At 42.0% G+C, this 22,416-nt stretch carries 25 protein-coding genes; 10 read left to right on the top strand and 15 right to left on the bottom strand.

All coding sequences use genetic code 11. The annotated features are described in order from the left end of the window. Positions 1-596 precede the first annotated feature (596 nt). Together B7696_RS00955 and B7696_RS10490 are read right to left on the bottom strand one after the other, a co-directional pair. Complete coding sequence (locus B7696_RS00955; RefSeq protein ID WP_001025437.1) at positions 597-2,141, bottom strand: peptide chain release factor 3; 1,545 nt, start codon at positions 2,139-2,141, stop codon at positions 597-599. Between the two features lie 298 nt (positions 2,142-2,439). Further along, positions 2,440-2,514: a hypothetical protein gene (locus B7696_RS10490; protein WP_232610068.1), complete on the bottom strand. Its 75-nt coding sequence runs from the start codon at positions 2,512-2,514 to the stop codon at positions 2,440-2,442. A 293-nt stretch (positions 2,515-2,807) separates the two neighbouring features. On the opposite strand from B7696_RS10490, the gene gatC reads away from it, so the two are divergent. The 8 genes from gatC to nusB all read left to right on the top strand — a co-directional run bounded on the left by gatC (position 2,808) and on the right by nusB (position 9,673). Further along, the gene (gene gatC, locus B7696_RS00950) at positions 2,808-3,110 is read left to right on the top strand and encodes an Asp-tRNA(Asn)/Glu-tRNA(Gln) amidotransferase subunit GatC (RefSeq protein WP_084861666.1); all 303 of its coding nucleotides are present in this window, start codon (positions 2,808-2,810) and stop codon (positions 3,108-3,110) included. Further along, complete coding sequence (gene gatA, locus B7696_RS00945) at positions 3,110-4,576, top strand: Asp-tRNA(Asn)/Glu-tRNA(Gln) amidotransferase subunit GatA (RefSeq protein ID WP_084861664.1); 1,467 nt, start codon at positions 3,110-3,112, stop codon at positions 4,574-4,576. The genes gatC and gatA overlap by 1 nt, the downstream gene beginning before the upstream one ends. After that, on the top strand, positions 4,576-6,018 hold the full coding sequence (gatB, locus tag B7696_RS00940) for an Asp-tRNA(Asn)/Glu-tRNA(Gln) amidotransferase subunit GatB (RefSeq protein ID WP_084861662.1): 1,443 nt from the start codon (positions 4,576-4,578) through the stop codon (positions 6,016-6,018). The genes gatA and gatB overlap by 1 nt, the downstream gene beginning before the upstream one ends. 87 nt (positions 6,019-6,105) lie before the next feature. Further along, complete coding sequence (locus B7696_RS00935; RefSeq protein ID WP_084861660.1) at positions 6,106-7,071, top strand: zinc-ribbon domain-containing transport protein; 966 nt, start codon at positions 6,106-6,108, stop codon at positions 7,069-7,071. 9 nt (positions 7,072-7,080) lie between these two features. After that, a complete protein-coding gene (locus B7696_RS00930) occupies positions 7,081-8,202 on the top strand; it encodes an SPFH domain-containing protein (RefSeq protein WP_033686480.1) in 1,122 nt (373 codons plus the stop codon). A gap of 81 nt (positions 8,203-8,283) precedes the next feature. Further along, entirely contained in the window at positions 8,284-8,844 is a 561-nt protein-coding gene (gene efp, locus B7696_RS00925) for an elongation factor P (protein WP_000568643.1), read from the top strand. Between the two features lie 21 nt (positions 8,845-8,865). Then, positions 8,866-9,255 carry an Asp23/Gls24 family envelope stress response protein gene (locus B7696_RS00920; RefSeq protein WP_084861658.1) on the top strand — a complete coding sequence of 130 codons (390 nt, stop codon included), beginning with the start codon at positions 8,866-8,868 and terminating at the stop codon, positions 9,253-9,255. Continuing rightward, on the top strand, positions 9,248-9,673 hold the full coding sequence (nusB, locus tag B7696_RS00915; protein WP_000203638.1) for a transcription antitermination factor NusB: 426 nt from the start codon (positions 9,248-9,250) through the stop codon (positions 9,671-9,673). Before B7696_RS00920 ends, nusB begins: the two co-directional genes overlap by 8 nt. Before the next feature lie 114 nt (positions 9,674-9,787). Here the strand turns inward: nusB and B7696_RS00910 are convergent, their stop codons facing one another. From B7696_RS00910 to B7696_RS00850, 13 genes are all read right to left on the bottom strand, one after another. Continuing rightward, positions 9,788-10,555: an acetyl-CoA carboxylase carboxyl transferase subunit alpha gene (locus B7696_RS00910; RefSeq protein WP_084861656.1), complete on the bottom strand. Its 768-nt coding sequence runs from the start codon at positions 10,553-10,555 to the stop codon at positions 9,788-9,790. Next, positions 10,552-11,418, bottom strand: coding sequence for an acetyl-CoA carboxylase, carboxyltransferase subunit beta (gene accD, locus B7696_RS00905; RefSeq protein ID WP_070842778.1), 867 nt, complete (start codon positions 11,416-11,418; stop codon positions 10,552-10,554). The genes B7696_RS00910 and accD overlap by 4 nt, the downstream gene beginning before the upstream one ends. Before the next feature lie 36 nt (positions 11,419-11,454). Beyond that, positions 11,455-12,822: an acetyl-CoA carboxylase biotin carboxylase subunit gene (gene accC, locus B7696_RS00900; protein ID WP_061589556.1), complete on the bottom strand. Its 1,368-nt coding sequence runs from the start codon at positions 12,820-12,822 to the stop codon at positions 11,455-11,457. A gap of 11 nt (positions 12,823-12,833) precedes the next feature. Next, positions 12,834-13,256, bottom strand: coding sequence for a 3-hydroxyacyl-ACP dehydratase FabZ (gene fabZ, locus B7696_RS00895; protein WP_000565509.1), 423 nt, complete (start codon positions 13,254-13,256; stop codon positions 12,834-12,836). After that, on the bottom strand, positions 13,253-13,738 hold the full coding sequence (gene accB, locus B7696_RS00890) for an acetyl-CoA carboxylase biotin carboxyl carrier protein (RefSeq protein WP_061864355.1): 486 nt from the start codon (positions 13,736-13,738) through the stop codon (positions 13,253-13,255). The genes fabZ and accB overlap by 4 nt, the downstream gene beginning before the upstream one ends. A 2-nt stretch (positions 13,739-13,740) precedes the next feature. Continuing rightward, positions 13,741-14,976: a beta-ketoacyl-ACP synthase II gene (gene fabF, locus B7696_RS00885; RefSeq protein WP_084861653.1), complete on the bottom strand. Its 1,236-nt coding sequence runs from the start codon at positions 14,974-14,976 to the stop codon at positions 13,741-13,743. A gap of 21 nt (positions 14,977-14,997) precedes the next feature. Continuing rightward, entirely contained in the window at positions 14,998-15,729 is a 732-nt protein-coding gene (fabG, locus tag B7696_RS00880; RefSeq protein WP_084861651.1) for a 3-oxoacyl-[acyl-carrier-protein] reductase, read from the bottom strand. Positions 15,730-15,769: 40 nt separating this feature from the next. Next, positions 15,770-16,693, bottom strand: coding sequence for an ACP S-malonyltransferase (fabD, locus tag B7696_RS00875; protein ID WP_084861650.1), 924 nt, complete (start codon positions 16,691-16,693; stop codon positions 15,770-15,772). Continuing rightward, positions 16,686-17,660: an enoyl-[acyl-carrier-protein] reductase FabK gene (fabK, locus tag B7696_RS00870; RefSeq protein WP_000857446.1), complete on the bottom strand. Its 975-nt coding sequence runs from the start codon at positions 17,658-17,660 to the stop codon at positions 16,686-16,688. The genes fabD and fabK overlap by 8 nt, the downstream gene beginning before the upstream one ends. Positions 17,661-17,776: 116 nt before the next feature. After that, complete coding sequence (locus B7696_RS00865; RefSeq protein ID WP_000257838.1) at positions 17,777-18,001, bottom strand: acyl carrier protein; 225 nt, start codon at positions 17,999-18,001, stop codon at positions 17,777-17,779. 58 nt (positions 18,002-18,059) lie between these two features. Further along, positions 18,060-19,034 (bottom strand): beta-ketoacyl-ACP synthase III, encoded by a 975-nt coding sequence (locus tag B7696_RS00860; RefSeq protein WP_084861648.1) that lies wholly within the window; start codon positions 19,032-19,034, stop codon positions 18,060-18,062. After that, complete coding sequence (fabT, locus tag B7696_RS00855; protein WP_000386356.1) at positions 19,034-19,468, bottom strand: fatty acid biosynthesis transcriptional regulator FabT; 435 nt, start codon at positions 19,466-19,468, stop codon at positions 19,034-19,036. Before fabT ends, B7696_RS00860 begins: the two co-directional genes overlap by 1 nt. Before the next feature lie 93 nt (positions 19,469-19,561). After that, positions 19,562-20,347 (bottom strand): enoyl-CoA hydratase, encoded by a 786-nt coding sequence (locus B7696_RS00850; protein WP_024057195.1) that lies wholly within the window; start codon positions 20,345-20,347, stop codon positions 19,562-19,564. A 209-nt stretch (positions 20,348-20,556) separates the two neighbouring features. Between B7696_RS00850 and B7696_RS00840 the strand changes: the two genes are divergently transcribed. Continuing rightward, entirely contained in the window at positions 20,557-21,921 is a 1,365-nt protein-coding gene (locus B7696_RS00840; protein WP_000869665.1) for an aspartate kinase, read from the top strand. A 2-nt stretch (positions 21,922-21,923) separates the two neighbouring features. Next, complete coding sequence (locus tag B7696_RS00835) at positions 21,924-22,295, top strand: DUF956 family protein (RefSeq protein ID WP_000079349.1); 372 nt, start codon at positions 21,924-21,926, stop codon at positions 22,293-22,295. Positions 22,296-22,416: the final 121 nt, after the last annotated feature.

Raw genomic sequence — 22,416 nt, 5'->3', positions numbered from 1 at the left:
ATTCAAATTGTTTTAAAAAATATTTAGTATATGTAAAAATAAATTTTCAAATCATTTTATTCAACATCTCAATGCAAACGTGCAATATTAGTGCTTAAAAGTGCAAAAAACATAAATAATTTGATTTCTATTTCTCAAAACAAAAAACTCATGGACGAATAACATCCATGAGCTTTGGTAAAACCAGTTAGCGAGACCTGTAGGCAGGCTGACACTCTTAGCACTACGACACTGAGTTTGGTAAATCAATTATATTTTCCAAACATAATTAGTAAGCAGTTACCCTTTTCTATCTACCTACGACGGAAAAATCCACGAATCAATATCATTCGCGGACTTTTACTAGTGAAGCATTTAGGTAGACCGCCATAGCGGTTACCTATTATTAGATTACGACACTGAGTTTTGCAAATCGATTCCATTTGTAAAACTCAGTTAGTGAGGCAGGCAGGTAGGCAACTTTCTACCAATCACGACGTAAAGTTTTACGAATCGATAATATTCGTAAAACTTTACTAGTGGAGCGCCTAGCCAAGTTCCATAGAAACTTGGCGTTAGTTACTTGATTGTGTAACAATCTAAGTAACTTTGGCGATCTACATCTTTTCTTCCAACTCTACGTCTGGATACTTGTCCGCAAACCAGCGGAGGGCAAAGTCATTTTCAAAGAGGAAGACTGGTTGGTCAAAACGGTCTTTGGCCAAGATATTGCGGCTTGATGACATTCGTTCATCCAAGTCCTCAGGCTTGATCCAGCGAACGGTCTTTTTACCCATTGGGCTCATAACTACTTCAGCGTTGTACTCGCCTTCCATGCGGTGTTTAAAGACTTCAAACTGAAGTTGACCAACAGCTCCCAGCATGTACTCGCCTGTTTGATAATTCTTATAAAGCTGAATGGCTCCTTCTTGCACCAATTGCTCAATCCCCTTGTGGAAGGATTTTTGTTTCATAACGTTCTTAGCAGATACTTTCATGAAAATTTCAGGTGTAAAGGTTGGTAGTGGTTCAAACTCAAACTTGTTTTTTCCAACTGTCAAGGTATCCCCAACCTGATAAGTACCTGTATCGTAAACACCGATAATATCACCTGCCACGGCATTGGTCACATTCTCACGACTTTCCGCCATAAACTGAGTAACATTCGACAGTTTAGCACCCTTACCAGTACGAGGCAGGTTGACACTCATGCCACGCTCAAATTCGCCTGATACGATACGGACAAAGGCGATACGGTCACGGTGACGAGGGTCCATGTTGGCTTGGATTTTAAAGACAAATCCTGAGAAATCCTTGTCGTAAGGATCCACAATTTCACCGTCTGTTTTCTTGTGACCATGTGGTTCTGGAGCAAACTTAAGGAAGGTTTCAAGGAAGGTCTGGACACCAAAGTTTGTCAAAGCTGAACCGAAGAAGACTGGCGTCAATTCTCCAGCAAGGATAGCTTCCTCTGAAAACTCATTCCCAGCTTCATTTAAAAGCTCAATGTCATCCTTGACTTGTTCGTAGAAAGGATTGCTGCCAAAAAGCTTGTCCCCATCTTCAAGACTAGCAAAACGCTCATCCCCTTTATAGAGCTCCAAGCGTTGATTATAGAGGTCATAGAGCCCCTCAAAGGCTTTCCCCATCCCGATAGGCCAGTTCATCGGGTAGCTAGCAATGCCCAAGACTTCTTCCAGTTCTTGCAAGAGGTCCAGTGGCTCACGACCGTCACGGTCTAGCTTATTCATAAAGGTAAAGACTGGAATACCACGGTGTTTGACAACTTCAAACAATTTCTTAGTTTGGGCCTCGATACCCTTGGCAGAGTCCACGACCATGACCGCAGCATCCACCGCCATCAAGGTACGATAGGTATCTTCTGAGAAGTCCTCGTGCCCTGGTGTGTCGAGGATATTGACGCGCTTACCATCGTAGTCAAACTGCATCACAGATGAAGTCACCGAAATCCCGCGTTGCTTCTCGATATCCATCCAGTCAGACTTGGCAAAAGTCCCTGTTTTCTTTCCTTTTACGGTACCAGCCTCACGAATCTCACCCCCAAAGTAAAGCAATTGCTCAGTGATGGTTGTTTTCCCCGCGTCCGGGTGGGAGATGATGGCAAAAGTACGACGTTTCTTAATTTCTTCTTGAATATTCATAAGTTCTCTTTCTTTGATTCTCTATTTTTCTTGTTTCAATAGCTAAGAATGATTTCTACATTGGATTTTACCATTCCTTTCAACACTCCATTATATCGGATTTTAGCATTTTTTTCAATTTCTATTTTATGTCAGACACTGCTAAAGTAGAACAATTCCACTTGCAATTTTTAAAATAAATGTTACAATAAATATAGAAAAAGGTGTTGCGTCAACAACACCCCACAGAGCCGTTTAAGACGGTGGCTGTAATTACATAACTAAAAAATAGCTCGTTAACTCGCCAAAGTTAGGACGGCTATTTTTTTGTCTCTTTTACCAATTCAAGGATGAACTTTAGGAGCGTGATAACAAAGTTACCAGCTACAAACATGAGTGTCAAAGCCTCAAAAGGGGACAAATCTGGTTACTCCTTTCTACTAAGATTTTACAGGTTCTGCACATAAGCATCACCATCCTTTCGATTTCGTAACCACCGTCTTCACTTCTCTGTTAAACTATTGTACCATATATTTCCCCCTTTGAAATCCGCTTTTCAAATAAATCATCATCAAAATCCGTTCTCCATCCTATACCTGTCTTTTTTCATCTTTCCTTCCCTTATTTATAGGAAAATATGGTAAAATAGAACAGACTAAAAATCATCATTTCACGAAAGGATGCAAGATGAAAATTACGCAAGAAGAGGTAACACACGTTGCCAATCTTTCAAAATTAAGATTCTCTGAAGAAGAAACTGCTGCCTTTGCGACTACCTTGTCTAAGATTGTAGACATGGTTGAATTGCTGGGCGAAGTTGACACAACTGGTGTTGCACCAACTATGACTATGGCTGACCGCAAGACTGTACTCCGCCCTGATGTGGCCGAAAAAGGAACAGACCGTGATCGCTTGTTTAAAAACGTACCTGAAAAAGATAACTACTATATCAAGGTACCAGCTATCCTAGACGATGGAGGAGATGCCTAATGACTTTCAACAATAAAACCATTGAAGACCTGCATAATCTCCTTGTCTCTAAGGAAATTTCTGCAACAGAATTGACACAAGCTACGCTTGAAGATATCAAGTCTCGCGAGACAGCAATCAATGCTTTTGTCACTATCGCTGAGGAGCAAGCTCTTGCTCAAGCTAAAGCTATTGATGAAGCTGGAATCGATGCTGATAATGTCCTTTCAGGAATTCCACTTGCAGTTAAAGATAATATCTCTACAGATGGTATTCTCACAACTGCTGCCTCAAAAATGCTCTACAACTATGAGCCAATCTTTGATGCGACAGCCGTTGCCAATGCAAAAGAGAAAGGCATGATTGTCGTAGGGAAAACCAACATGGACGAATTTGCCATGGGTGGTTCAGGTGAGACTTCGCACTATGGTGCCACTAAAAATGCTTGGGATCAAAGCAAGGTTCCTGGTGGTTCATCAAGTGGTTCTGCTGCTGCTGTAGCTTCAGGCCAAGTCCGCTTGTCGCTTGGTTCTGACACTGGTGGTTCCATCCGCCAACCTGCTGCCTTCAACGGGATCGTTGGTCTCAAACCAACCTACGGAACAGTTTCACGTTTCGGTCTCATTGCCTTTGGTAGCTCATTAGACCAGATTGGACCTTTTGCACCAACTGTTAAGGAAAATGCTCTCTTGCTCAACGCTATTGCCAGCGAAGATGCCAAAGACTCTACTTCTGCTCCTGTCCGCATTGCCGACTTTACTTCAAAAATCGGCCAAGACATCAAGGGAATGAAAATTGCTTTGCCTAAAGAATATCTTGGCGAAGGGATTGACCCAGAGGTTAAAGAAACCATCCTTAATGCCGCTAAGCACTTTGAAAAACTGGGTGCTATCGTTGAAGAAGTCAGCCTTCCTCACTCTAAATACGGTGTTGCCGTTTACTACATCATCGCTTCATCAGAAGCTTCATCAAACTTGCAACGTTTTGACGGTATCCGTTACGGCTACCGCGCAGAAGATGCAACCAACCTTGATGAAATCTATGTAAATAGCCGTAGCCAAGGTTTCGGTGAAGAGGTTAAACGCCGTATCATGCTTGGTACATTCAGTCTTTCATCAGGTTACTACGATGCTTACTACAAGAAAGCTGGTCAAGTCCGTACCCTCATCATTCAAGATTTCGAAAAAGTCTTTGCGGATTACGACTTGATTTTGGGACCAACTGCTCCAAGCGTTGCTTATGACTTGGATTCTCTCAACCACGACCCTGTTGCCATGTACTTGGCTGACCTCTTGACCATCCCAGTCAACTTAGCTGGTCTACCAGGAATTTCGATTTCTGCTGGATTCTCTCAAGGACTCCCTGTCGGTCTCCAATTGATTGGTCCTAAGTACTCAGAAGAAACCATTTACCAAGCTGCTGCTGCCTTTGAAGCAACAACAGACTACCACAAACAACAACCCGTGATTTTTGGAGGTGATAACTAATGAACTTTGAAACAGTCATTGGACTTGAAGTCCACGTAGAGCTCAACACCAATTCAAAAATCTTCTCACCTACTTCTGCCCACTTTGGAAATGACCAAAATGCCAACACTAACGTGATTGACTGGTCCTTCCCAGGAGTTCTGCCAGTTCTCAATAAAGGTGTTGTTGATGCCGGTATCAAGGCTGCTCTTGCCCTCAACATGGACATCCACAAAAAGATGCACTTTGACCGCAAGAACTACTTCTATCCTGATAATCCTAAAGCCTACCAAATTTCTCAGTTTGATGAGCCAATCGGTTATAACGGCTGGATTGAAGTCGAGCTAGAAGACGGTACGACCAAGAAAATCGGTATCGAACGCGCTCACTTGGAAGAAGATGCAGGTAAAAATACCCATGGTACAGATGGTTACTCTTATGTTGACCTCAACCGCCAAGGGGTGCCATTGATTGAGATTGTATCTGAAGCTGACATGCGTTCACCAGAAGAAGCCTATGCTTACCTAACAGCCCTCAAGGAAGTTATCCAGTATGCTGGTATTTCTGACGTTAAGATGGAAGAAGGTTCTATGCGTGTGGATGCCAATATCTCTCTTCGCCCTTATGGTCAAGAAAAATTCGGTACCAAAACTGAGTTGAAGAACCTCAACTCCTTCTCAAACGTTCGCAAAGGTCTTGAATACGAAGTCCAACGTCAAGCTGAAATCCTTCGCTCAGGTGGTCAAATCCGTCAAGAAACACGCCGTTACGATGAAGCTAACAAAGCAACCATCCTCATGCGTGTCAAGGAAGGTGCTGCAGACTATCGCTACTTCCCAGAACCAGACCTACCCCTCTTTGAAATTTCAGATGAGTGGATTGAGGAAATGCGCACTGAATTACCAGAGTTTCCAAAAGAACGCCGTGCACGCTACGTCTCTGACCTTGGTTTGTCAGACTACGATGCTAGCCAGTTGACTGCAAACAAAGTCACTTCTGACTTCTTTGAAAAAGCTGTTGCCCTCGGTGGCGATGCCAAACAAGTCTCTAACTGGCTCCAAGGGGAAGTCGCTCAGTTCTTGAATGCCGAAGGCAAGACACTGGAACAAATCGAATTAACACCAGAAAACTTGGTTGAAATGATTGCCATCATCGAAGACGGCACTATTTCTTCTAAGATTGCCAAGAAAGTCTTTGTCCACCTGGCTAAAAATGGCGGTGGAGCGCGTGAATACGTTGAAAAAGCAGGCATGGTTCAAATCTCAGATCCAGATATCCTGATTCCAATCATCCACCAAGTCTTCGCCGATAACGAAGCTGCTGTTGCCGACTTCAAGTCAGGCAAACGCAACGCAGACAAGGCCTTCACAGGCTTCCTTATGAAAGCAACCAAAGGCCAAGCCAACCCACAAGTTGCCCTTAAACTCCTTGCCCAAGAATTAGCGAAGTTGAAAAATGAGTAACTCATTTAAAGTATAACTGACACCAGACTGCTAAAAAATTAGCAGTTCTGATGGCTTGCAGTATGCATTCATATAGTTAGGAGACATATGAAAAAGTTATATACTCTTCTCACCACCTGTTTACTACTCCTTTTCGTTACACCGATGCAATCCATCGATGCAGGGGTAGGACATTCTCGAAGTGGTAGCTCTAGCCGTAGTAGCTCCAGTTCAAATGGTAGCCGAAGCCGTTCCAGTAGCAGTAATAGCGGTAGTTCTTCCTACAGAAGTAGCTACAGTTCTGGAGACGGTTCCTATAGTTCGAGTTACTCTGAGCAAGAGTTGTACGGAATTGTAGTCTTTTTAATAGGTGTTTACGTAGTTGTCTTAGTTCTAAAGAATAAAAGTAATCAAAGCTCATCAGAAAAATCCTATAGTAGCGCTACTGTATATAATCCCCAAAACCATCGTCGAGTTGAACACAATACATTAGCTACTAGTCGTGTTAAATATGGCGATCCAAACTTTGATGCCGATGCTTTCGCTTCATGGGTTAAAGAAGTCTATATTCAGTTACAGGCAGCCTGGACTAAAAAGGATTGGAATTTGGCTCGCTCTCTTGAAAGTACCAGCCTTTATTCCCAACATAGTATACAACTCGAAGATCATATCCGGGCGAAAACAACTAATGTTTTAGAAAAAGTCTATGTTGAAAATGTTCGCATTAAAGATTTCTACGAAAATCCTGATGGTAACGATACCCTTGTTGTGATCTTGTCATCTACACTCAGGGACTATGTCATTGAAGACCAAAGCAAACGTGTCATCGAAGGTGATCCTCAAGAGGACTTGTTTACAGTCTATCAAATGAACTTTATCCGTAAACACGGAAGTCAAACTGAACTAAATGTCAGTGATGAAGCCATCAGTGACCACTGTCCAAACTGTGGTGCCCCATTGAAAATCTCTGCTATCAGTAAATGTGACTATTGCGATGCTGATCTAACACGCAGTCCAAACCAATGGGTACTCGATACCTACGATGTTGTGGATGAAGACGAACTTTATAATTAGGAGGAAATTATGGGATTTATTCGTGCCGCCCTATCTTCAGGGCTTAATAGTTTCAACGATAGCAAATTTAAAGAAGCTATTGTTCTTCCAAATAACCTAACAGCTGATGCCTTGGCCATTAAAGGACAACTTCTTACAAAAGATCCTGACGGCACTTCTAGACAAAGCAACCAAAATACTGGACTTTTAACAGATGGTTCTGTAGTCATTGTTCCACAAGGTTATGTAGCTATTCTTGTCAACAACGGAACCTTCCTTGGCGATGTCTTAGAAGCTGGTAGCCACGAATGGCGTTCTGAAGATAATGCCTGGCTTCTTGAAAAAGGTGGTATAAAGGGTACTTGGGAAAATTTCAAAAACCGCTTCTCTTTTGGTGGTCAAGTCATTACCCAACAGGAAATCATCTTTATCCGTATGCAACCCATCGCAGGTAATAAATTTGGTACTCAAAACGCCGTAGAGTATTTCAGTGAACGCTATCAACAATTGCTCAATATTCGTTTCTACGGCTTGTTTGATATCAAAGTTGCTGATCCAGTCCTATTTTATGTCAGCTCCATCAGTCAACAAATTGAAGATCATAGAGCATTTACCCTGAAAGATATCGCTCAGGGAACTCTCAGACAAAATATCTCTCCTAAAATTGCTATTGCAATCGCCAAATTTACAAACGAAAACCGAGTTGATATCTATAGTCTTAATGCCAATCAAGATACTTTCAACGATCTAGCAAAACAAGAAGTTAACAAGGTATGGACTGGACTTTACGGAATTGAAACAACCAATATCCTGCTTGAAGATTTGAGCTATGACCAAGAAAGCTTGAATATTATTCGTAAACTTGATAGCGAATTAGTCGCTATGAAATACAATACGATTGAGATTGAAGAACGTCGTGCCCGTAACGAAGCTCTCATCGTTGCTGCAAACAATGAAGGCAATGGCAATGGTATGAACATAATTATGGGAATGAATCTGGGACAAACGCTTGGCGGGCAACTCAACCAACAAACTCAAGCTCCTATTCAAAATAATGGGCAAACTGCAAGTAAGAACTTTTACATCGAGGTAGACGGCAAGTATGTTCTCGTAACCAAAGATGAAGAAGGAAATATCGTACCTGTCAACTAACTCAAGTTAATCTGATATTTGAGAATTATTGCGTTTTATGGTACAATAAAGAGTAACAATATTTATTAAAGAGGTAAAAACATGATTGAAGCAAGCAAATTGAAAGCTGGTATGACATTTGAAACTGCAGACGGAAAATTAATCCGCGTTTTGGAAGCTAGCCACCACAAACCAGGTAAAGGGAACACAATCATGCGTATGAAATTACGTGATGTCCGTACTGGTTCTACTTTTGACACAAGCTACCGTCCAGAAGAAAAATTCGAACAAGCTATTATCGAAACTGTGCCAGCTCAATACTTGTACAAAATGGATGAAACTGCCTACTTCATGAACACTGAAACTTACGACCAATACGAAATCCCAGTCGTAAACGTTGAAAATGAATTGCTTTACATCCTTGAAAACTCTGATGTAAAAATCCAATTCTACGGAACTGAAGTAATCGGTGTAACTGTACCAACTACTGTTGAATTGACAGTCGCTGAAACACAACCATCTATCAAAGGTGCTACTGTTACAGGTTCTGGTAAACCAGCGACTATGGAAACTGGACTTGTTGTCAACGTTCCTGACTTCATCGAAGCTGGGCAAAAATTGATCATCAACACTGCAGAAGGAACTTACGTTTCTCGTGCCTAATCTCTAGAAAGAGGTCATTCTATGGGAATTGAAGAACAATTTGGCGAAATCGTTATCGCTCCACGTGTACTTGAAAAAATCATTGCCATCGCAACTGCTAAAGTTGATGGTGTCCACTCATTTTCAAATAAATCCGTATCTGATACCCTATCAAAACTCTCTCTTGGTCGTGGCGTCTACTTAAAAGAAAGCAACGAAGAACTAACTGCTGACATTTATCTCTATCTTGAGTACGGTGTAAAAGTACCAAAAGTTGCTCTTGCTATTCAAAAAGCGGTCAAAGATGCTGTCCGAGATATGGCTGATGTGGAACTTGCTGCTGTCAACGTCCATGTTGCAGGAATCGTTCCAGATAAAACACCAAAACCTGAGTTGAAAGATTTATTTAACGAGGACTTCCTCAATGACTAGTCCATTATTAGAATCTAGACGCGAACTTCGTAAATGCGCTTTTCAAGCTCTTATGAGTCTTGAATTCGGCACAGATATGGAAACAGCTTGTCACTTTGCCTACACGCATGACCGTGAAGATGCAGATGTGCAAATCCCTGCCTTTCTTCTGAACTTGGTTTCTGGCGTTCAAGCTCAAAAAGACGAGTTGGATAAACAAATCAACCAGCACCTCAAGTCAGGATGGACAGTTGAACGCTTGACCTTGGTCGAAAAAAACTTACTACGCTTGGGTATCTTTGAAATCACATCATTTGATACACCTCAGCTGGTAGCAGTCAATGAAGCCATTGAACTTGCTAAGAATTTTTCAGATCAAAAATCAGCCCGTTTTATCAATGGACTGCTTAGTCAATTTGTAACAGAAGAAAATGAATAATCGAAAAGGTGTTTGGTCTTCCAGGCACCTTTTGACTTTCCCCTTGGTATAAAGTAAGAACCACATAAAAACTAGAACTGACTGCCAGCTCTAGTTTTTATGTATTCTGAAGTATTAGTATTTTCTAAATCGTTGGTAACGCTCTTCCAACAACGCTTCTAACGGTTTTTGCGAAAGTCTAGCTAGCTCAGCTTGGAGTTCTTTTTTGACATTCTTAATTAGTTCTTTGCTAGAAAGTCCCGTTTCAGAAATCACCTTATCCACCACATCCATTTCTAGCAGCTCATGCGAAGTGATTTTCATCAGTTCTGCCGCTTCCATGGCACGAGTGCCGTCCTTCCATAGAATGGAAGCAAAGCCTTCTGGGCTGAGAATGGCATAGATAGAATTTTCCAGCATCCAGACACGGTCTGCGACTGCTAGAGCCAGAGCCCCGCCTGAACCACCTTCACCTATAATGATGGCGATAATCGGAACTTTCAGGTCACTCATTTCCATGAGATTGCGAGCGATAGCTTCTCCCTGACCACGTTCTTCCGCTCCCACACCAGGATAAGCACCTGCAGTATTGATAAAGGTCACAACTGGACGAGCAAACTTTTCAGCCTGTTTCATCAAACGTAGGGCCTTGCGGTAGCCTTCTGGATGCGGTTGACCAAAATTTCGCTTGAGGTTATCTTGTAAACTCTTTCCTTTTTGGATACCAACCACTGTTACAGCTTGGTCCCCAAGCCAGCCGATACCACCAACAACTGCACCATCGTCACGAAAAGAACGGTCACCGTGTAATTGGATAAATTCATCAAAAATGCCTGTTGCAAAGTCCAAGGTTGTCAAGCGACTCTGCTCACGCGCTTCTCTGACTATTTTTGCAATATTCATCTAGGACCCCCTCCGTGCAATCTGACTAGGCTAGCAATCGTATCTGGCAAATCTCTTCTTTTGATAATAGCATCTACAAAGCCATGTTCCAGTAGGAATTCTGCCTTTTGGAAATCCTCAGGTAAGCTTTCACGAACCGTATTTTCAATGACGCGACGCCCGGCAAAACCAACTAAACTCTGTGGTTCAGCTAGGATGATATCTCCTTCCATAGCGAAAGAAGCTGTTACTCCACCTGTCGTTGGATCTGTCAAAATGGTCAGATAAAAGAGACCAGCATTTGAATGGCGTTTAACTGCTGCAGAAATCTTGGCCATCTGCATGAGACTCATGATTCCTTCCTGCATACGGGCCCCACCAGAGGCTGTGAAGAGAACAACTGGCAATTGTTCGACAGTCGCATACTCAAACAAACGAGTGATTTTTTCACCTACAACCGTACCCATAGAAGCCATGATAAAGTTAGAATCCATAATCCCAAGAGCCACAGTCTGACCTTTTATAAGAGCTGTTCCAGTCACAACGGCTTCATCCAGACCTGTTTTTTCACGCATAGTCGCTAGTTTCTTTTGATAACCAGGGAAATGCAAGGGATCCTTGCTTTCAATTCCTGTAAACAATTCCTTGAAGGTTCCCATATCAATCGTCAAAGCCAAGCGTTCTTGGGCAGAAATACGAAAGGTGTAGTTACAATGTGGACAGATACGCTCACTTCCCAGATCCTTCTGATAAATGGTATGCTTACAGCCTGGACACTGGGAGAATAATTCATCTGGAACCTCTGGCTTAGCTTGAGGTTTTTCCCTAACCGAACGATTGGGATTGATTCGAATATACTTATCTTTTTTACTAAATAGAGCCATTGATTCCCCTTTTCGGTTTAAACTCTTGAAGTCATTTTATTCTTTTTCTTGATATTTAGGTAAGAAGGTTTCCATCAAGAAGGAAGTATCATAATCTCCAGCAATGACATTACGATCTGAAATGAGGTCAAGCTGGAAATCTGCATTGGTCTGCACCCCCTCTATCTCTAGTTCATAGAGGGCTCGTTGCATTTTCATCAAGGCATCAAAACGATTTTCACCGTGAACGATGATTTTAGCAATCATACTATCATAATAAGGCGGAATGGTATAACCTGGATAAACTGCTGAATCCACGCGCAAGCCTACTCCTCCACTTGGCAGATAGAGATTGGTAATCTTACCTGGACTTGGAGCAAAGTTGAAGGCTGGGTTTTCTGCATTGATCCGACACTCGATGGCATGACCACGCAGAACAATATCTTCTTGCTTAACAGACAAAGGCTGACCTGCCGCAATGCGAATTTGTTCCTTAACGATATCCACACCTGAAACAAATTCTGTTACTGGATGCTCTACCTGAACACGTGTATTCATTTCCATGAAATAGAATTTACCACTGGCTTCATCAAGAAGAAACTCAATGGTCCCTGCATTTTCATAACCAACAGACTCTGCCGCTCGAACAGCCGCAGCACCAATTTCATGGCGCAGCGTTTTTCCGATTGCAATCGAAGGACTTTCTTCCAAAACCTTTTGGTTATTCCGTTGAAGAGAACAATCCCGTTCCCCCAAGTGAATCACATGTCCATGCTCATCTCCTAGGATTTGAACCTCGATGTGACGAGCTGGATAGATAACCCGTTCTATGTACATGGCACCATTGCCATAATTGGCCTTGGCTTCACTTGAAGCAGTATCAAAGGCGGAAACGAGGTCTTCTGGTTTTTCAACCTTACGAATCCCTTTACCACCTCCACCTGCTGAAGCCTTGAGCATAACAGGGTAGCCAATTTTTTCAGCAACAATCAAAGCTTCCTCAGAGTTATGCACTTCTCCATCTGAACCTGGAATGACAGGCACGCCTGCTTTAATCATCTGAGCACGCGCATTGATTTTATCTCCCATCATATCCATGACATGACCAGATGGACCGATAAACTTGATACCAACTTCTTCACACATGGTTGCAAATTTGGAATTTTCACTGAGAAATCCGAAACCTGGGTGAATGGCTTCTGCCTCAGTCAAGACTGCAGCTGATAGAACCGCATTAATATTGAGATAAGACTCTGTAGGCTTACCAGGACCGATACAAACTGCTTCATCTGCCAAAAGCGTATGCAGGGCTTCCTTATCAGCAGTTGAATAAACCGCCACCGTTGCAATCCCCAATTCACGCGCCGCACGGATAATACGAACCGCAATTTCACCACGATTGGCAATTAAAATTTTTCGAAACATGGAGAACCTCCTTAGTTCCCTATTGCAAAGGTAAGAGTACCACTGGCCGCAAGCTTGCCATCCACTTCAGCCTTTGCTTCAACCACAGCAATGGTGCCACGACGTTTTACAAAAGTCGCTGTCATAAGCAATTGGTCGCCTGGTACAACTTGCTTCTTGAATTTAACCTTATCCATACCAGCGTAAAAGACCAGTTTCCCCTTATTTTCAGGTTTTGATAACTCCAATACACCAGCTGTTTGCGCCAAGGCTTCCATAATCAGAACACCTGGCATGACAGGGTATTGAGGGAAATGACCATTAAAGAAGGGCTCATTGATGGTCACATTTTTGATGGCAACAATGGTGTCCTCGCTCACTTCCAAGACACGGTCCACTAGGAGCATAGGATAACGGTGGGGAAGAGCTTCTTTGATTCCTTGAATATCGATCATTTGATACGTACCAATCCTTTACCAAACTCAACCATTTCTTCGTTAGAAACGAGAATTTCCGTTACCACACCATCCTTAGGAGCTGGGATTTCATTCATGACTTTCATAGCTTCGATGATCACCAATGTTTGACCTTTTTTGACACTATCACCAACTGTGACGAAGGCAGGTTTATCTGGACCCGCAGCCAAGTAAGCCACCCCAACAAGTGGGCTCTCTACAACATCTCCCTCAGCAGCTACACTTGCTTCAACTGAAGCAGGAACTTCTTCCACTACAGTCTCTACTGGAGCAGATGTTGAAGCTACTGGACTTGGTGTTGCTATAGCAGGCGCAGGAGCGACCTGAGGTGCAACTTCAGGCACAAGTCTAGCTTCATTCTTGCTAAACTGTAACTCATCCGTCCCATTTCTATAAGAAAATTCTCTCAAACTTGACTGGTCAAATTGAGCCATCAAGTCTTTAATATCGTTTAAATTCATACTTATTTATTCTCCCAACGTTTGAAAGCAAGAACTGCATTGTGGCCACCAAAACCAAAAGTATTTGAAATGGCGTATGGAATTTCTTGCTCCAAGCCTTGTCCATAAACGACATTGGCTTCGATATAATCTGATACTTCACTTGTTCCAGCTGTCATTGGTACAAAGTTATGACGCATAGCCTCGATTGTGACAATAGCTTCTACTGCCCCTGCAGCACCCAGTAAATGTCCTGTGAATGATTTGGTTGATGATACAGGTACTTCCTTACCAAGAACAGCTACGATCGCACCACTTTCTCCTTTTTCATTAGCAGGAGTTGACGTTCCGTGAGCATTGACATAGGCTACTTGCTCTGGGGAAATCTCAGCTTCTTCCAAGGCTAGTTTGATGGCTTTGATAGCTCCCTGACCTTCTGGATGTGGTGAAGTCATGTGGTAGGCATCACAGGTATGTCCATAACCAACCACTTCAGCAAGGATAGTTGCCCCACGTTTTTCAGCGTGTTCAAGGCTTTCAAGAACCAACATCCCAGAACCTTCACCCATGACAAAACCATTACGGTCCTTATCAAATGGAATGGAAGCACGAGTTGGGTCCTCTGTAGTTGAGAGAGCTGTCAGGGCTTGGAAACCAGCAATAGCAAAAGGTGTAATAGAGGCTTCTGAACCACCTACCAACATAACATCTTGGAAACCAAACTTAATTGAGCGGAAGGCATCCCCAATCGCGTCATTTGATGAAGCGCAGGCAGTATTGATGGATTTACAAACACCGTTTGCTCCAAAACGCATAGCAACATTTCCTGAAGCCATATTTGGCAAGGCTTTTGGAAGGGTCAATGGTTTCACACGTTTTGGTCCTTTGTCATTTAGGCGAAGTACTTGATCTTCAATTTCTTTGATTCCACCAATACCAGAGGCCACAATAACACCAAAACGATCTTTATCAAGAGCCTCTACATCCAAATTGGCATGATTGACAGCTTCTTGGGCTGCGTACAAGGCATACAAAGAGTAGTTATCAAAACGATTGGTATCTTTCTTAACAAAGTATTTATCAAAAGGAAAATCTTGGATTTCTGCTGCATTATGCACATCAAAGTCACTATGGTCAAATTTTGTAATTTTACCAATTCCGATTTTTCCAGTTGTCAAACTATTCCAAAATTCTTCTGGTGTATTTCCGATTGGAGATGTTACTCCATAACCTGTTACTACTACGCGATTTAGTTTCATCTTTTTTACCTCTAGCTTCTGCTACATACTTAAGCCACCATCAATGGCAACCACTTGACCAGTTAGATAATCTTGGCCTGCTAAAAATACTGTCAAATCTGCAACTTGCTCTGCCTGCCCAAATTCTTTCATAGGAATTTGTGCCAGCATAGCATCTTTTACCTTGTCTGATAGGACAGCTGTCATATCGGACTCAATCATTCCAGGTGCAATAGCATTAACCCTGATATTGCGATTGGCCACTTCACGCGCCACAGACTTGGTAAAACCAATCAAACCAGCCTTAGAAGCTGCATAGTTAGCTTGACCGATATTTCCCATCAAACCAACAACACTAGACATATTAATGATAGCACCTTCTCTGGCTTTCATCATCGGTTTCAAGACTGATTGTGTCATGTTAAAGGCACCAGTCAAGTTAACCTTGAGCACTTTTTCAAAATCCGCTTCTGTCATCTTGATCATAAGGGTATCTTGGGTAATCCCTGCATTGTTGACCAAAACATCTACTGAACCCAGCTCTGCAATAGCTTGATCAACCATACGTTTAGCGTCTACAAAATCTGACACGTCTCCTGATATAGGAAACACCTTGACACCATAGTTTGAAAACTCAGCGAGCAATTCTTCTGAAATTGCACCACGACTGTTTAAAACAATATTGGCTCCTGCCTGAGCAAACTTGTGAGCAATGGCAAGACCAATTCCACGACTCGAACCTGTAATAAAGATATTTTTATTTTTTAGTTGCATTCTTTTCTCCTGTTTCCTCTTGTATTTATGGGAGAAGGGATTACTTGTTTTCTAGCAAGGCTTCCAAGCTAGCCTGATCTTCAACATTGGCTAGTTTAGCTGTCTTATCAATTTTTTTGACAAAGCCTGACAAGACTTTCCCCGGTCCAATCTCGATAAAGTTGGTTACTCCTGCTTCTTGCATAACTGCAATACTTTCATAGAAACGAACTGGTTCCTTGACCTGACGCGTCAAGAGTTGAACTATATCTTCTTTTTGCATAACAGCAGCTTCTGTATTGCCGACTAGGGGACAAGTAAAATCTGAAAAACTTACCTGAGCTAGAGTTTCAGCTAGTTTCTGACTAGCAGACTCAAGGAGAGCGGTATGAAAAGGCCCTGAAACCTTGAGAGGAATCAAGCGCTTGGCGCCTGCTTCCTGCAAGAGTTCTACAGCTCGATCAACTGCAACCACTTCTCCACCAATCACGATTTGTGCAGGTGTATTATAGTTGGCTGGGGTAACTACTCCAAGTTCAGAAGCTTTTTGACAGACTTCTTCAATGACCTCTACTGGCGTATTGAGAACTGCGACCATCTTACCAGAGCCAGCAGGAGCCGCTTCTTCCATATAGGCGCCACGCTTAGCAACCAAGGCTACCGCATCTTCAAAATCCAAGGCACCGCTGGCTACCAAGGCAGAGTATTCTCCAAGAGACAAACCAGCAACCATGTCAGGCTGATAGCCCTTTTCTTGCAATAAACGGTAAATAGCAACTGAAGTCGCTAAAATAGCTGGTTGCGTATAGCGGGTCTGGTTAAGTTTTTCTTCTTCCCTATCAATGAGATGACGCAAATCGTAACCAAGCACCTGACTTGCTTGATCAATCGTTTCTTTGACAATAGGGTAGTGATCATAGAGATCCCGTCCCATACCTAGATACTGGGCACCTTGACCAGCAAATAAAAAGGCTGTTTTAGTCATTTCTTACAACTCCTGCCCAACGAGAGGCTTCTTCTTGAATTTTCTTAGCTGCTCCGTAATACAAATCTTTTAGGATTTCTTCAACAGTTTCTTCTTTGGAAACAAGTCCTGCAATTTGACCTGCCATAACAGATCCACCATCCACATCTCCGTGAACAACAGCTTTGGCTAGAGCACCTGCTCCCATTTGTTCAAAAATTTCCAAATCTGGATTTTCTTGTTTAAAGGCATCTTTTTCAGCTTGTTCAAAATCACGAGTCAACTGATTTTTAATCGCACGAACAGCATGTCCAAAGTGTTGAGCTGAAATCGTAGTATCAATATCTCTAGCTTTTAAAATTTTCGCCTTATAATTTGGATGGGCATTAGACTCTTTTGCAACGACAAAGCGAGTTCCAACCTGAACAGCTTCTGCACCTAGCATAAAGCCAGCCGCAGCACCTTCACCATCCGCAATCCCTCCTGCAGCAATAACAGGAATAGATACAGCAGCAGCAACCTGGCGCACCAAGGTCATGGTTGTTAATTTCCCAATGTGTCCTCCAGCTTCCATTCCTTCTGCAATAACGGCATCCGCACCGATTTTTTCCATGCGTTTAGCTAGGGCAACACTTGGTACAACAGGAATAACCGTAATACCAGCTTCATGGAAACGTTCCATGTATTTGCTTGGATTTCCTGCACCTGTTGTCACTACCTTAACACCTTCCTCGATAACGAGGTCTACAATATCTTCCACAAAGGGAGACAAGAGCATGATGTTGACACCAAAGGGTTTATCAGTCAATGATTTGATTTTATCAATATTTGCCTTGACAACTTCTTTCGGGGCATTCCCCCCACCGATAATCCCTAGTCCTCCAGCCTTGGAAACAGCTCCTGCCAAATCACCATCAGCAACCCAGGCCATTCCTCCTTGAAAAATAGGATAATCAATGTTCAATAATTCTGTAATACGTGTTTTCATAGTGCCTCCATCGTTTCTTGCTTACGTAATAGTTCGATACCGTCATAATTTGACAATCAAACTATTGCCTAAACAAGAGGGAGTGGGTTTCCCTACTCCTTCTATTTATATTCTGTTTATTTTGTTTGCTCTTCAACATAGGCAACCAAGTCACCAACTGTTTTCAAGTCATCTTCTGCTTCGATTTGGATATCAAAAGCATCTTCGATTTCTGAGATTACTTGGAACAAGTCCAATGAATCTGCGTCCAAATCATCAAAAGTTGATTCAAGTGTTACTTCTGATGCGTCTTTTCCAAGTTCTTCAACGATAATTTCTTGTACTTTTTCAAATACTGCCATGATAGGACTCCTTTAAAATAAATAGTTTTTTATAACAATGTGTTCACCACATGATTACCTAAATTGTAAGAATGAGCGTGCCCCAGGTCAAGCCTCCACCGAAGCCTGATAAAAGAACAGTCTGGCTACCATCTAAACGGATAAGGCCTTGTTCTACACACTCTGAAAGTAAAATCGGGATACTGGCTGCACTGGTATTGCCATATTCCATCATATTGGCTGGAAGTTTATCTCGGTCGACACCAATTTTTTTAGCCATCTTATCCAAAATACGGTCATTAGCCTGATGAAGTAGCAGATAATCCAAGTCTGTCGCCTCTACAGGAGATTCTTCAATAGTCTGCTTGATAGATTTAGCTACATCTCGAATGGCAAAATCAAAAACTGCGCGCCCATCCATCTTCAAAAATGAATCTGCACTTTCTTGATCTGAAAATGGAGAATGTAACCCTGAATGTCCATAGGTCAGACACTCGCTGCGACTTCCATCGCTATTGAGACTCTCTGCCAAGAAATGCTCTTGCTCGCTAGCTTCTAACAAGACACCACCAGCACCATCTCCAAACAAAACAGCTGTTGATCGGTCTGACCAATCGACTGCTTTAGAGAGGGTTTCACTACCAATCACCAAGCCTTTTTGAAAGCGACCAGAAGCGATAAACTTTTCAGCAGTTGAAAGAGCAAATACAAATCCACTGCAAGCAGCTGTTAGGTCAAAAGCAAAGGCCTTATTAGCACCAATATTAGCTTGAACACGAGCAGCTGTAGAGGGCATCATCGAATCAGGAGTAATGGTAGCTAGGATGATAAAATCTAACTCCTCTCCTGTGATTCCAGCTTTTGCCATTAGTTTCTTGGCAACTTCTGTAGCCAAATCACTAGTAGATTCTGTTCTTGAAATATGCCTTTGTCGTATTCCCGTCCGACTTGAAATCCACTCATCATTGGTATCCATAATCTGAGCCAAATCATGATTTGTAACCACTTGCTCTGGCACATAATGAGCAACCTGGCTTATTTTTGCAAAAGCCATTATCTCAAATCCTCCAAAAATTGATAAAGATTAGTCAAACCTTTGCTCATAACCTCCATTTCTTGCTTACTCATACCATCAATGATTTTTTCAACCATGGCCTTGTGGAAGCGTTTATGTAGCCTATGAACCAAGCGACCTTTCTTTGTCAAATGCAGATGCACTACACGTCGATCATGTTCTGAACGAATGCGTTCAATATAACCCTTGCGTTCGAGGTTATTCAAACTAGTCGTAACTGTCCCAAGAGTCACCATCAACTCTTTTGACACTTGACTTGGTGTCACATCTGGAACTTTTCCAATCACATCAATCGTATGCATTTCTTTGATGGAGATATCCTTGAAACGACTACCCCTCAAGCTAACTTCCTCAATAACGAGGACATTGTTAAATATAGACGTTAAATATTCATTAATTCGTTGGTAGTCCAATCTTTCCTTCCCTCCTTTTCAAAAAAACTTTTAGAATCAAAACATTTGACAAAAGAATTATATCAAAGTTCAAAGAATGGTGCAAGTATTTTTTTATTTTCCTGTAAATTTAGGTCGTCTTTTTTCCGAATGAGCCCGAACTCCTTCTTTGAAATCCTCTGTTTTCGCTAGTGATTCCTGTAGGTTCAGTTCTAAAGTAGCGTAACTCTGCCAGTCTTTAAATTGACTCTCCCACACCAACTTCTTAATGGCAGCATAGGAATTACTTGAGCCACGTCTTAATTTTTTAAGAAGCTGTTCTCTCGTCTTTTCAAGTTTATCAGCTTCAGAAACGCGGTAAACTAGTCCCCATTCTAAAGCTTTTTCTGCATTCAAAGCCTCACCTGTCATAGCTAATTGAGCAGCACGCGTCACACCAATACTTCGACTCAGGAGATGAATTCCTCCTGCATCCGGAGCCAAGCCAACTCCAACAAAAGCTTGGATAAATTTAGCCTTATCCGTTGCCAGACAGAAATCTGCAGCAACAGCCATATTCGCTGCGGCACCTGCAACAGCCCCATCAACCTCCATCAAGACAGGTTTAGCAATTTGCTTGATTTTATAAGAAATAGTATTGACTAATTCTGCGATTTTTGTCAATGATGGAATATCATCCTCATCCACCGCCCGCTTCATCTCTACTAAATCTCCCCCAACTGAAAAGACTTTGCCATTCGCGTTGATTAAGACAAAATGCACAGCCGGATCCTCTTCTGCCAAAGTCAGAGCTTCTAAAATCTCCTCACACATAGGAATATGAAAACCATTCGCGACCTCAGGACGATTCAAGGTAAGGATTGCCAAATCCTCTTCAAGCTGATAAATAATGTGTTCCATCTGGACTCCTTTTTGTTTTATAAGCAGTTTAAATTATTTTCTTATCAAAGTATATCTTTTTTAGGAGTTGAAAGCAAGAAAAAATCAACTGAAAGTGTCTCAGCCGATTAGAAAGGCTCGCTTTATACTAGAAATCATCTTATTTTCTTCATTGAAAAAAGCCTTTCTTTCTGCTATAATCGTATAAAATACTTACTATAGGAGTTCTTATGAAAGTTGTTAAATTTGGAGGTAGCTCTCTTGCCTCTGCTAGTCAATTAGAAAAAGTTTTAAACATCGTCAAAAGCGATTCAGAGCGTCGTTTTGTAGTCGTTTCTGCGCCTGGTAAACGCAATGCTGAAGATACTAAGGTTACGGATGCCTTAATTAAATACTACCGCGACTATGTTGCTGGTAACGATATTAGTAAGAGTCAAAACTGGATTATCGACCGCTATGCTGCTATGGTTAGTGAACTAGGTCTTAAACCAGCTGTTTTAGAAAAAATCTCTAAAAGCATTCGTGCCTTGGCCACTCTTCCTATCGAAGAGAATGAATTTCTCTACGATACTTTCCTAGCAGCTGGTGAAAATAACAATGCTAAATTGATTGCTGCCTACTTTAATCAAAACGGGATCGATGCACGCTATGTGCACCCTAGAGAAGCTGGTATTGTGGTCACAAGTGAACCTGGTCACGCTCGCATCATTCCATCAAGTTATGACAAGATTGAAGAATTGACAAATACAAATGAAGTTCTTGTCATTCCTGGTTTCTTTGGAGTTACCAAGGAAAATCAGATCTGTACCTTCTCACGTGGAGGATCAGACATTACAGGTTCTATCATTGCTGCCGGTGTTAAGGCCGATCTCTATGAAAACTTTACGGATGTTGATGGTATCTTTGCGGCTCACCCAGGAATCATTCACCAACCACACTCTATCCCAGAGTTGACCTACCGTGAAATGCGTGAGTTAGCCTATGCAGGATTCTCAGTTCTTCATGACGAAGCGCTTCTTCCTGCCTACCGAGGAAAAATTCCTCTAGTTATCAAGAATACCAACAATCCTGACCATCCAGGTACTCGTATCGTTCTAAAACACAGTAGTGATGAATTCCCAGTAGTAGGAATTGCTGGTGACTCTGGTTTTGTCAGCATCAATATGTCGAAATACCTCATGAACCGTGAGGTTGGATTTGGACGCAAGGTTCTTCAAATCCTTGAAGATCTTAACATCGGTTGGGAACATATGCCAACAGGTATCGACGATCTTTCAATCATCCTCCGTTCTCGCGAATTAACTCCTATCAAGGAAGAAGAAATCCTTCGTCAGTTGGTTCAAAAGGCTGAAGTAGACCATGCAGAAATCGAGCACGACCTTTCAATCATTATGATTGTTGGAGAAAAGATGAAGAGCCATATCGGAGTAACTGCTACTGCGACACGTGCTCTATCTGAAAATAAGATCAACATCCAGATGATGTCTCAAGGTTCTAGTGAAGTATCTATCATGTTTGTTGTCCATAAGGACCAAGAGAAAGCAGCTATTAAAGCCCTCTACAATGCCTTTTTCGGTGAAAGTAAGGAAGACTAAGCATGGCTCAATCACTTAACAAAACAGTGCTCCTCAATACGACAGGCACCTCCTACCTCTCTATAGCTGGAAAAGTTGGGAAATTCCTTGTCGGAGATCAGGCTTTGGAATTTTATCCCGATGTCAATGTTGAACAATTTATCCAGATTCCTTGGAGCCATATCAACCAAATTGGAGCTAATGTTACTGGTCGCAAAATCAGTCGCCACTTCGAAGTCTTTACAGATAGAGGAAAATTCCTCTTTGCTTCAAAAGACTCAGGTGCCATTCTCAAAATTGCTCGTGAAAAACTGGGCAATGACAAGGTCGTCAAGCTTCCGACCCTGATTCAAACCATTGGTCAAAAATTTAAAAATCTATTTGCAAAAAAGTAGAAACTTTAGTATAATCATAGCAACGGATAAGTAGGTTATCTTCTTCTTTCAGAAAGTCTGCGGGTGCTGCGAGCAGATAGGAGGGATAGGTGAAATTCTACCGTTAGTAACAATTGCATAC

Origin of the sequence: Streptococcus mitis (genome assembly GCF_002096815.1) — a bacterium.
Lineage (GTDB): Bacteria > Bacillota > Bacilli > Lactobacillales > Streptococcaceae > Streptococcus > Streptococcus mitis_AD.
Note: the sequence above shows the minus strand (reverse complement) of the source record. Positions and strands in the feature narration are given on the sequence as shown.

Bases quoted from the DNA above. Each gene is read 5' to 3' on its own strand.
- nusB (WP_000203638.1), top strand. From the start codon at position 9,248: ATGACTAGTCCATTATTAGAATCTAGACGCGAACTTCGTAAATGCGCT.
- fabG (WP_084861651.1), bottom strand. From the start codon at position 15,729: ATGCAACTAAAAAATAAAAATATCTTTATTACAGGTTCGAGTCGTGGA.
- B7696_RS00930 (WP_033686480.1), top strand. From the start codon at position 7,081: ATGGGATTTATTCGTGCCGCCCTATCTTCAGGGCTTAATAGTTTCAAC.
- fabF (WP_084861653.1), bottom strand. From the start codon at position 14,976: ATGAAACTAAATCGCGTAGTAGTAACAGGTTATGGAGTAACATCTCCA.
- B7696_RS00955 (WP_001025437.1), bottom strand. From the start codon at position 2,141: ATGAATATTCAAGAAGAAATTAAGAAACGTCGTACTTTTGCCATCATC.
- B7696_RS00835 (WP_000079349.1), top strand. From the start codon at position 21,924: ATGGCTCAATCACTTAACAAAACAGTGCTCCTCAATACGACAGGCACC.
- B7696_RS00865 (WP_000257838.1), bottom strand. From the start codon at position 18,001: ATGGCAGTATTTGAAAAAGTACAAGAAATTATCGTTGAAGAACTTGGA.
- efp (WP_000568643.1), top strand. From the start codon at position 8,284: ATGATTGAAGCAAGCAAATTGAAAGCTGGTATGACATTTGAAACTGCA.
- B7696_RS00850 (WP_024057195.1), bottom strand. From the start codon at position 20,347: ATGGAACACATTATTTATCAGCTTGAAGAGGATTTGGCAATCCTTACC.
- B7696_RS00910 (WP_084861656.1), bottom strand. From the start codon at position 10,555: ATGAATATTGCAAAAATAGTCAGAGAAGCGCGTGAGCAGAGTCGCTTG.
- fabK (WP_000857446.1), bottom strand. From the start codon at position 17,660: ATGAAAACACGTATTACAGAATTATTGAACATTGATTATCCTATTTTT.
- B7696_RS00935 (WP_084861660.1), top strand. From the start codon at position 6,106: ATGAAAAAGTTATATACTCTTCTCACCACCTGTTTACTACTCCTTTTC.
- fabZ (WP_000565509.1), bottom strand. From the start codon at position 13,256: ATGATCGATATTCAAGGAATCAAAGAAGCTCTTCCCCACCGTTATCCT.
- accC (WP_061589556.1), bottom strand. From the start codon at position 12,822: ATGTTTCGAAAAATTTTAATTGCCAATCGTGGTGAAATTGCGGTTCGT.
- gatB (WP_084861662.1), top strand. From the start codon at position 4,576: ATGAACTTTGAAACAGTCATTGGACTTGAAGTCCACGTAGAGCTCAAC.
- gatC (WP_084861666.1), top strand. From the start codon at position 2,808: ATGAAAATTACGCAAGAAGAGGTAACACACGTTGCCAATCTTTCAAAA.
- fabD (WP_084861650.1), bottom strand. From the start codon at position 16,693: ATGACTAAAACAGCCTTTTTATTTGCTGGTCAAGGTGCCCAGTATCTA.
- accB (WP_061864355.1), bottom strand. From the start codon at position 13,738: ATGAATTTAAACGATATTAAAGACTTGATGGCTCAATTTGACCAGTCA.
- B7696_RS00860 (WP_084861648.1), bottom strand. From the start codon at position 19,034: ATGGCTTTTGCAAAAATAAGCCAGGTTGCTCATTATGTGCCAGAGCAA.
- accD (WP_070842778.1), bottom strand. From the start codon at position 11,418: ATGGCTCTATTTAGTAAAAAAGATAAGTATATTCGAATCAATCCCAAT.
- B7696_RS00840 (WP_000869665.1), top strand. From the start codon at position 20,557: ATGAAAGTTGTTAAATTTGGAGGTAGCTCTCTTGCCTCTGCTAGTCAA.
- gatA (WP_084861664.1), top strand. From the start codon at position 3,110: ATGACTTTCAACAATAAAACCATTGAAGACCTGCATAATCTCCTTGTC.
- B7696_RS00920 (WP_084861658.1), top strand. From the start codon at position 8,866: ATGGGAATTGAAGAACAATTTGGCGAAATCGTTATCGCTCCACGTGTA.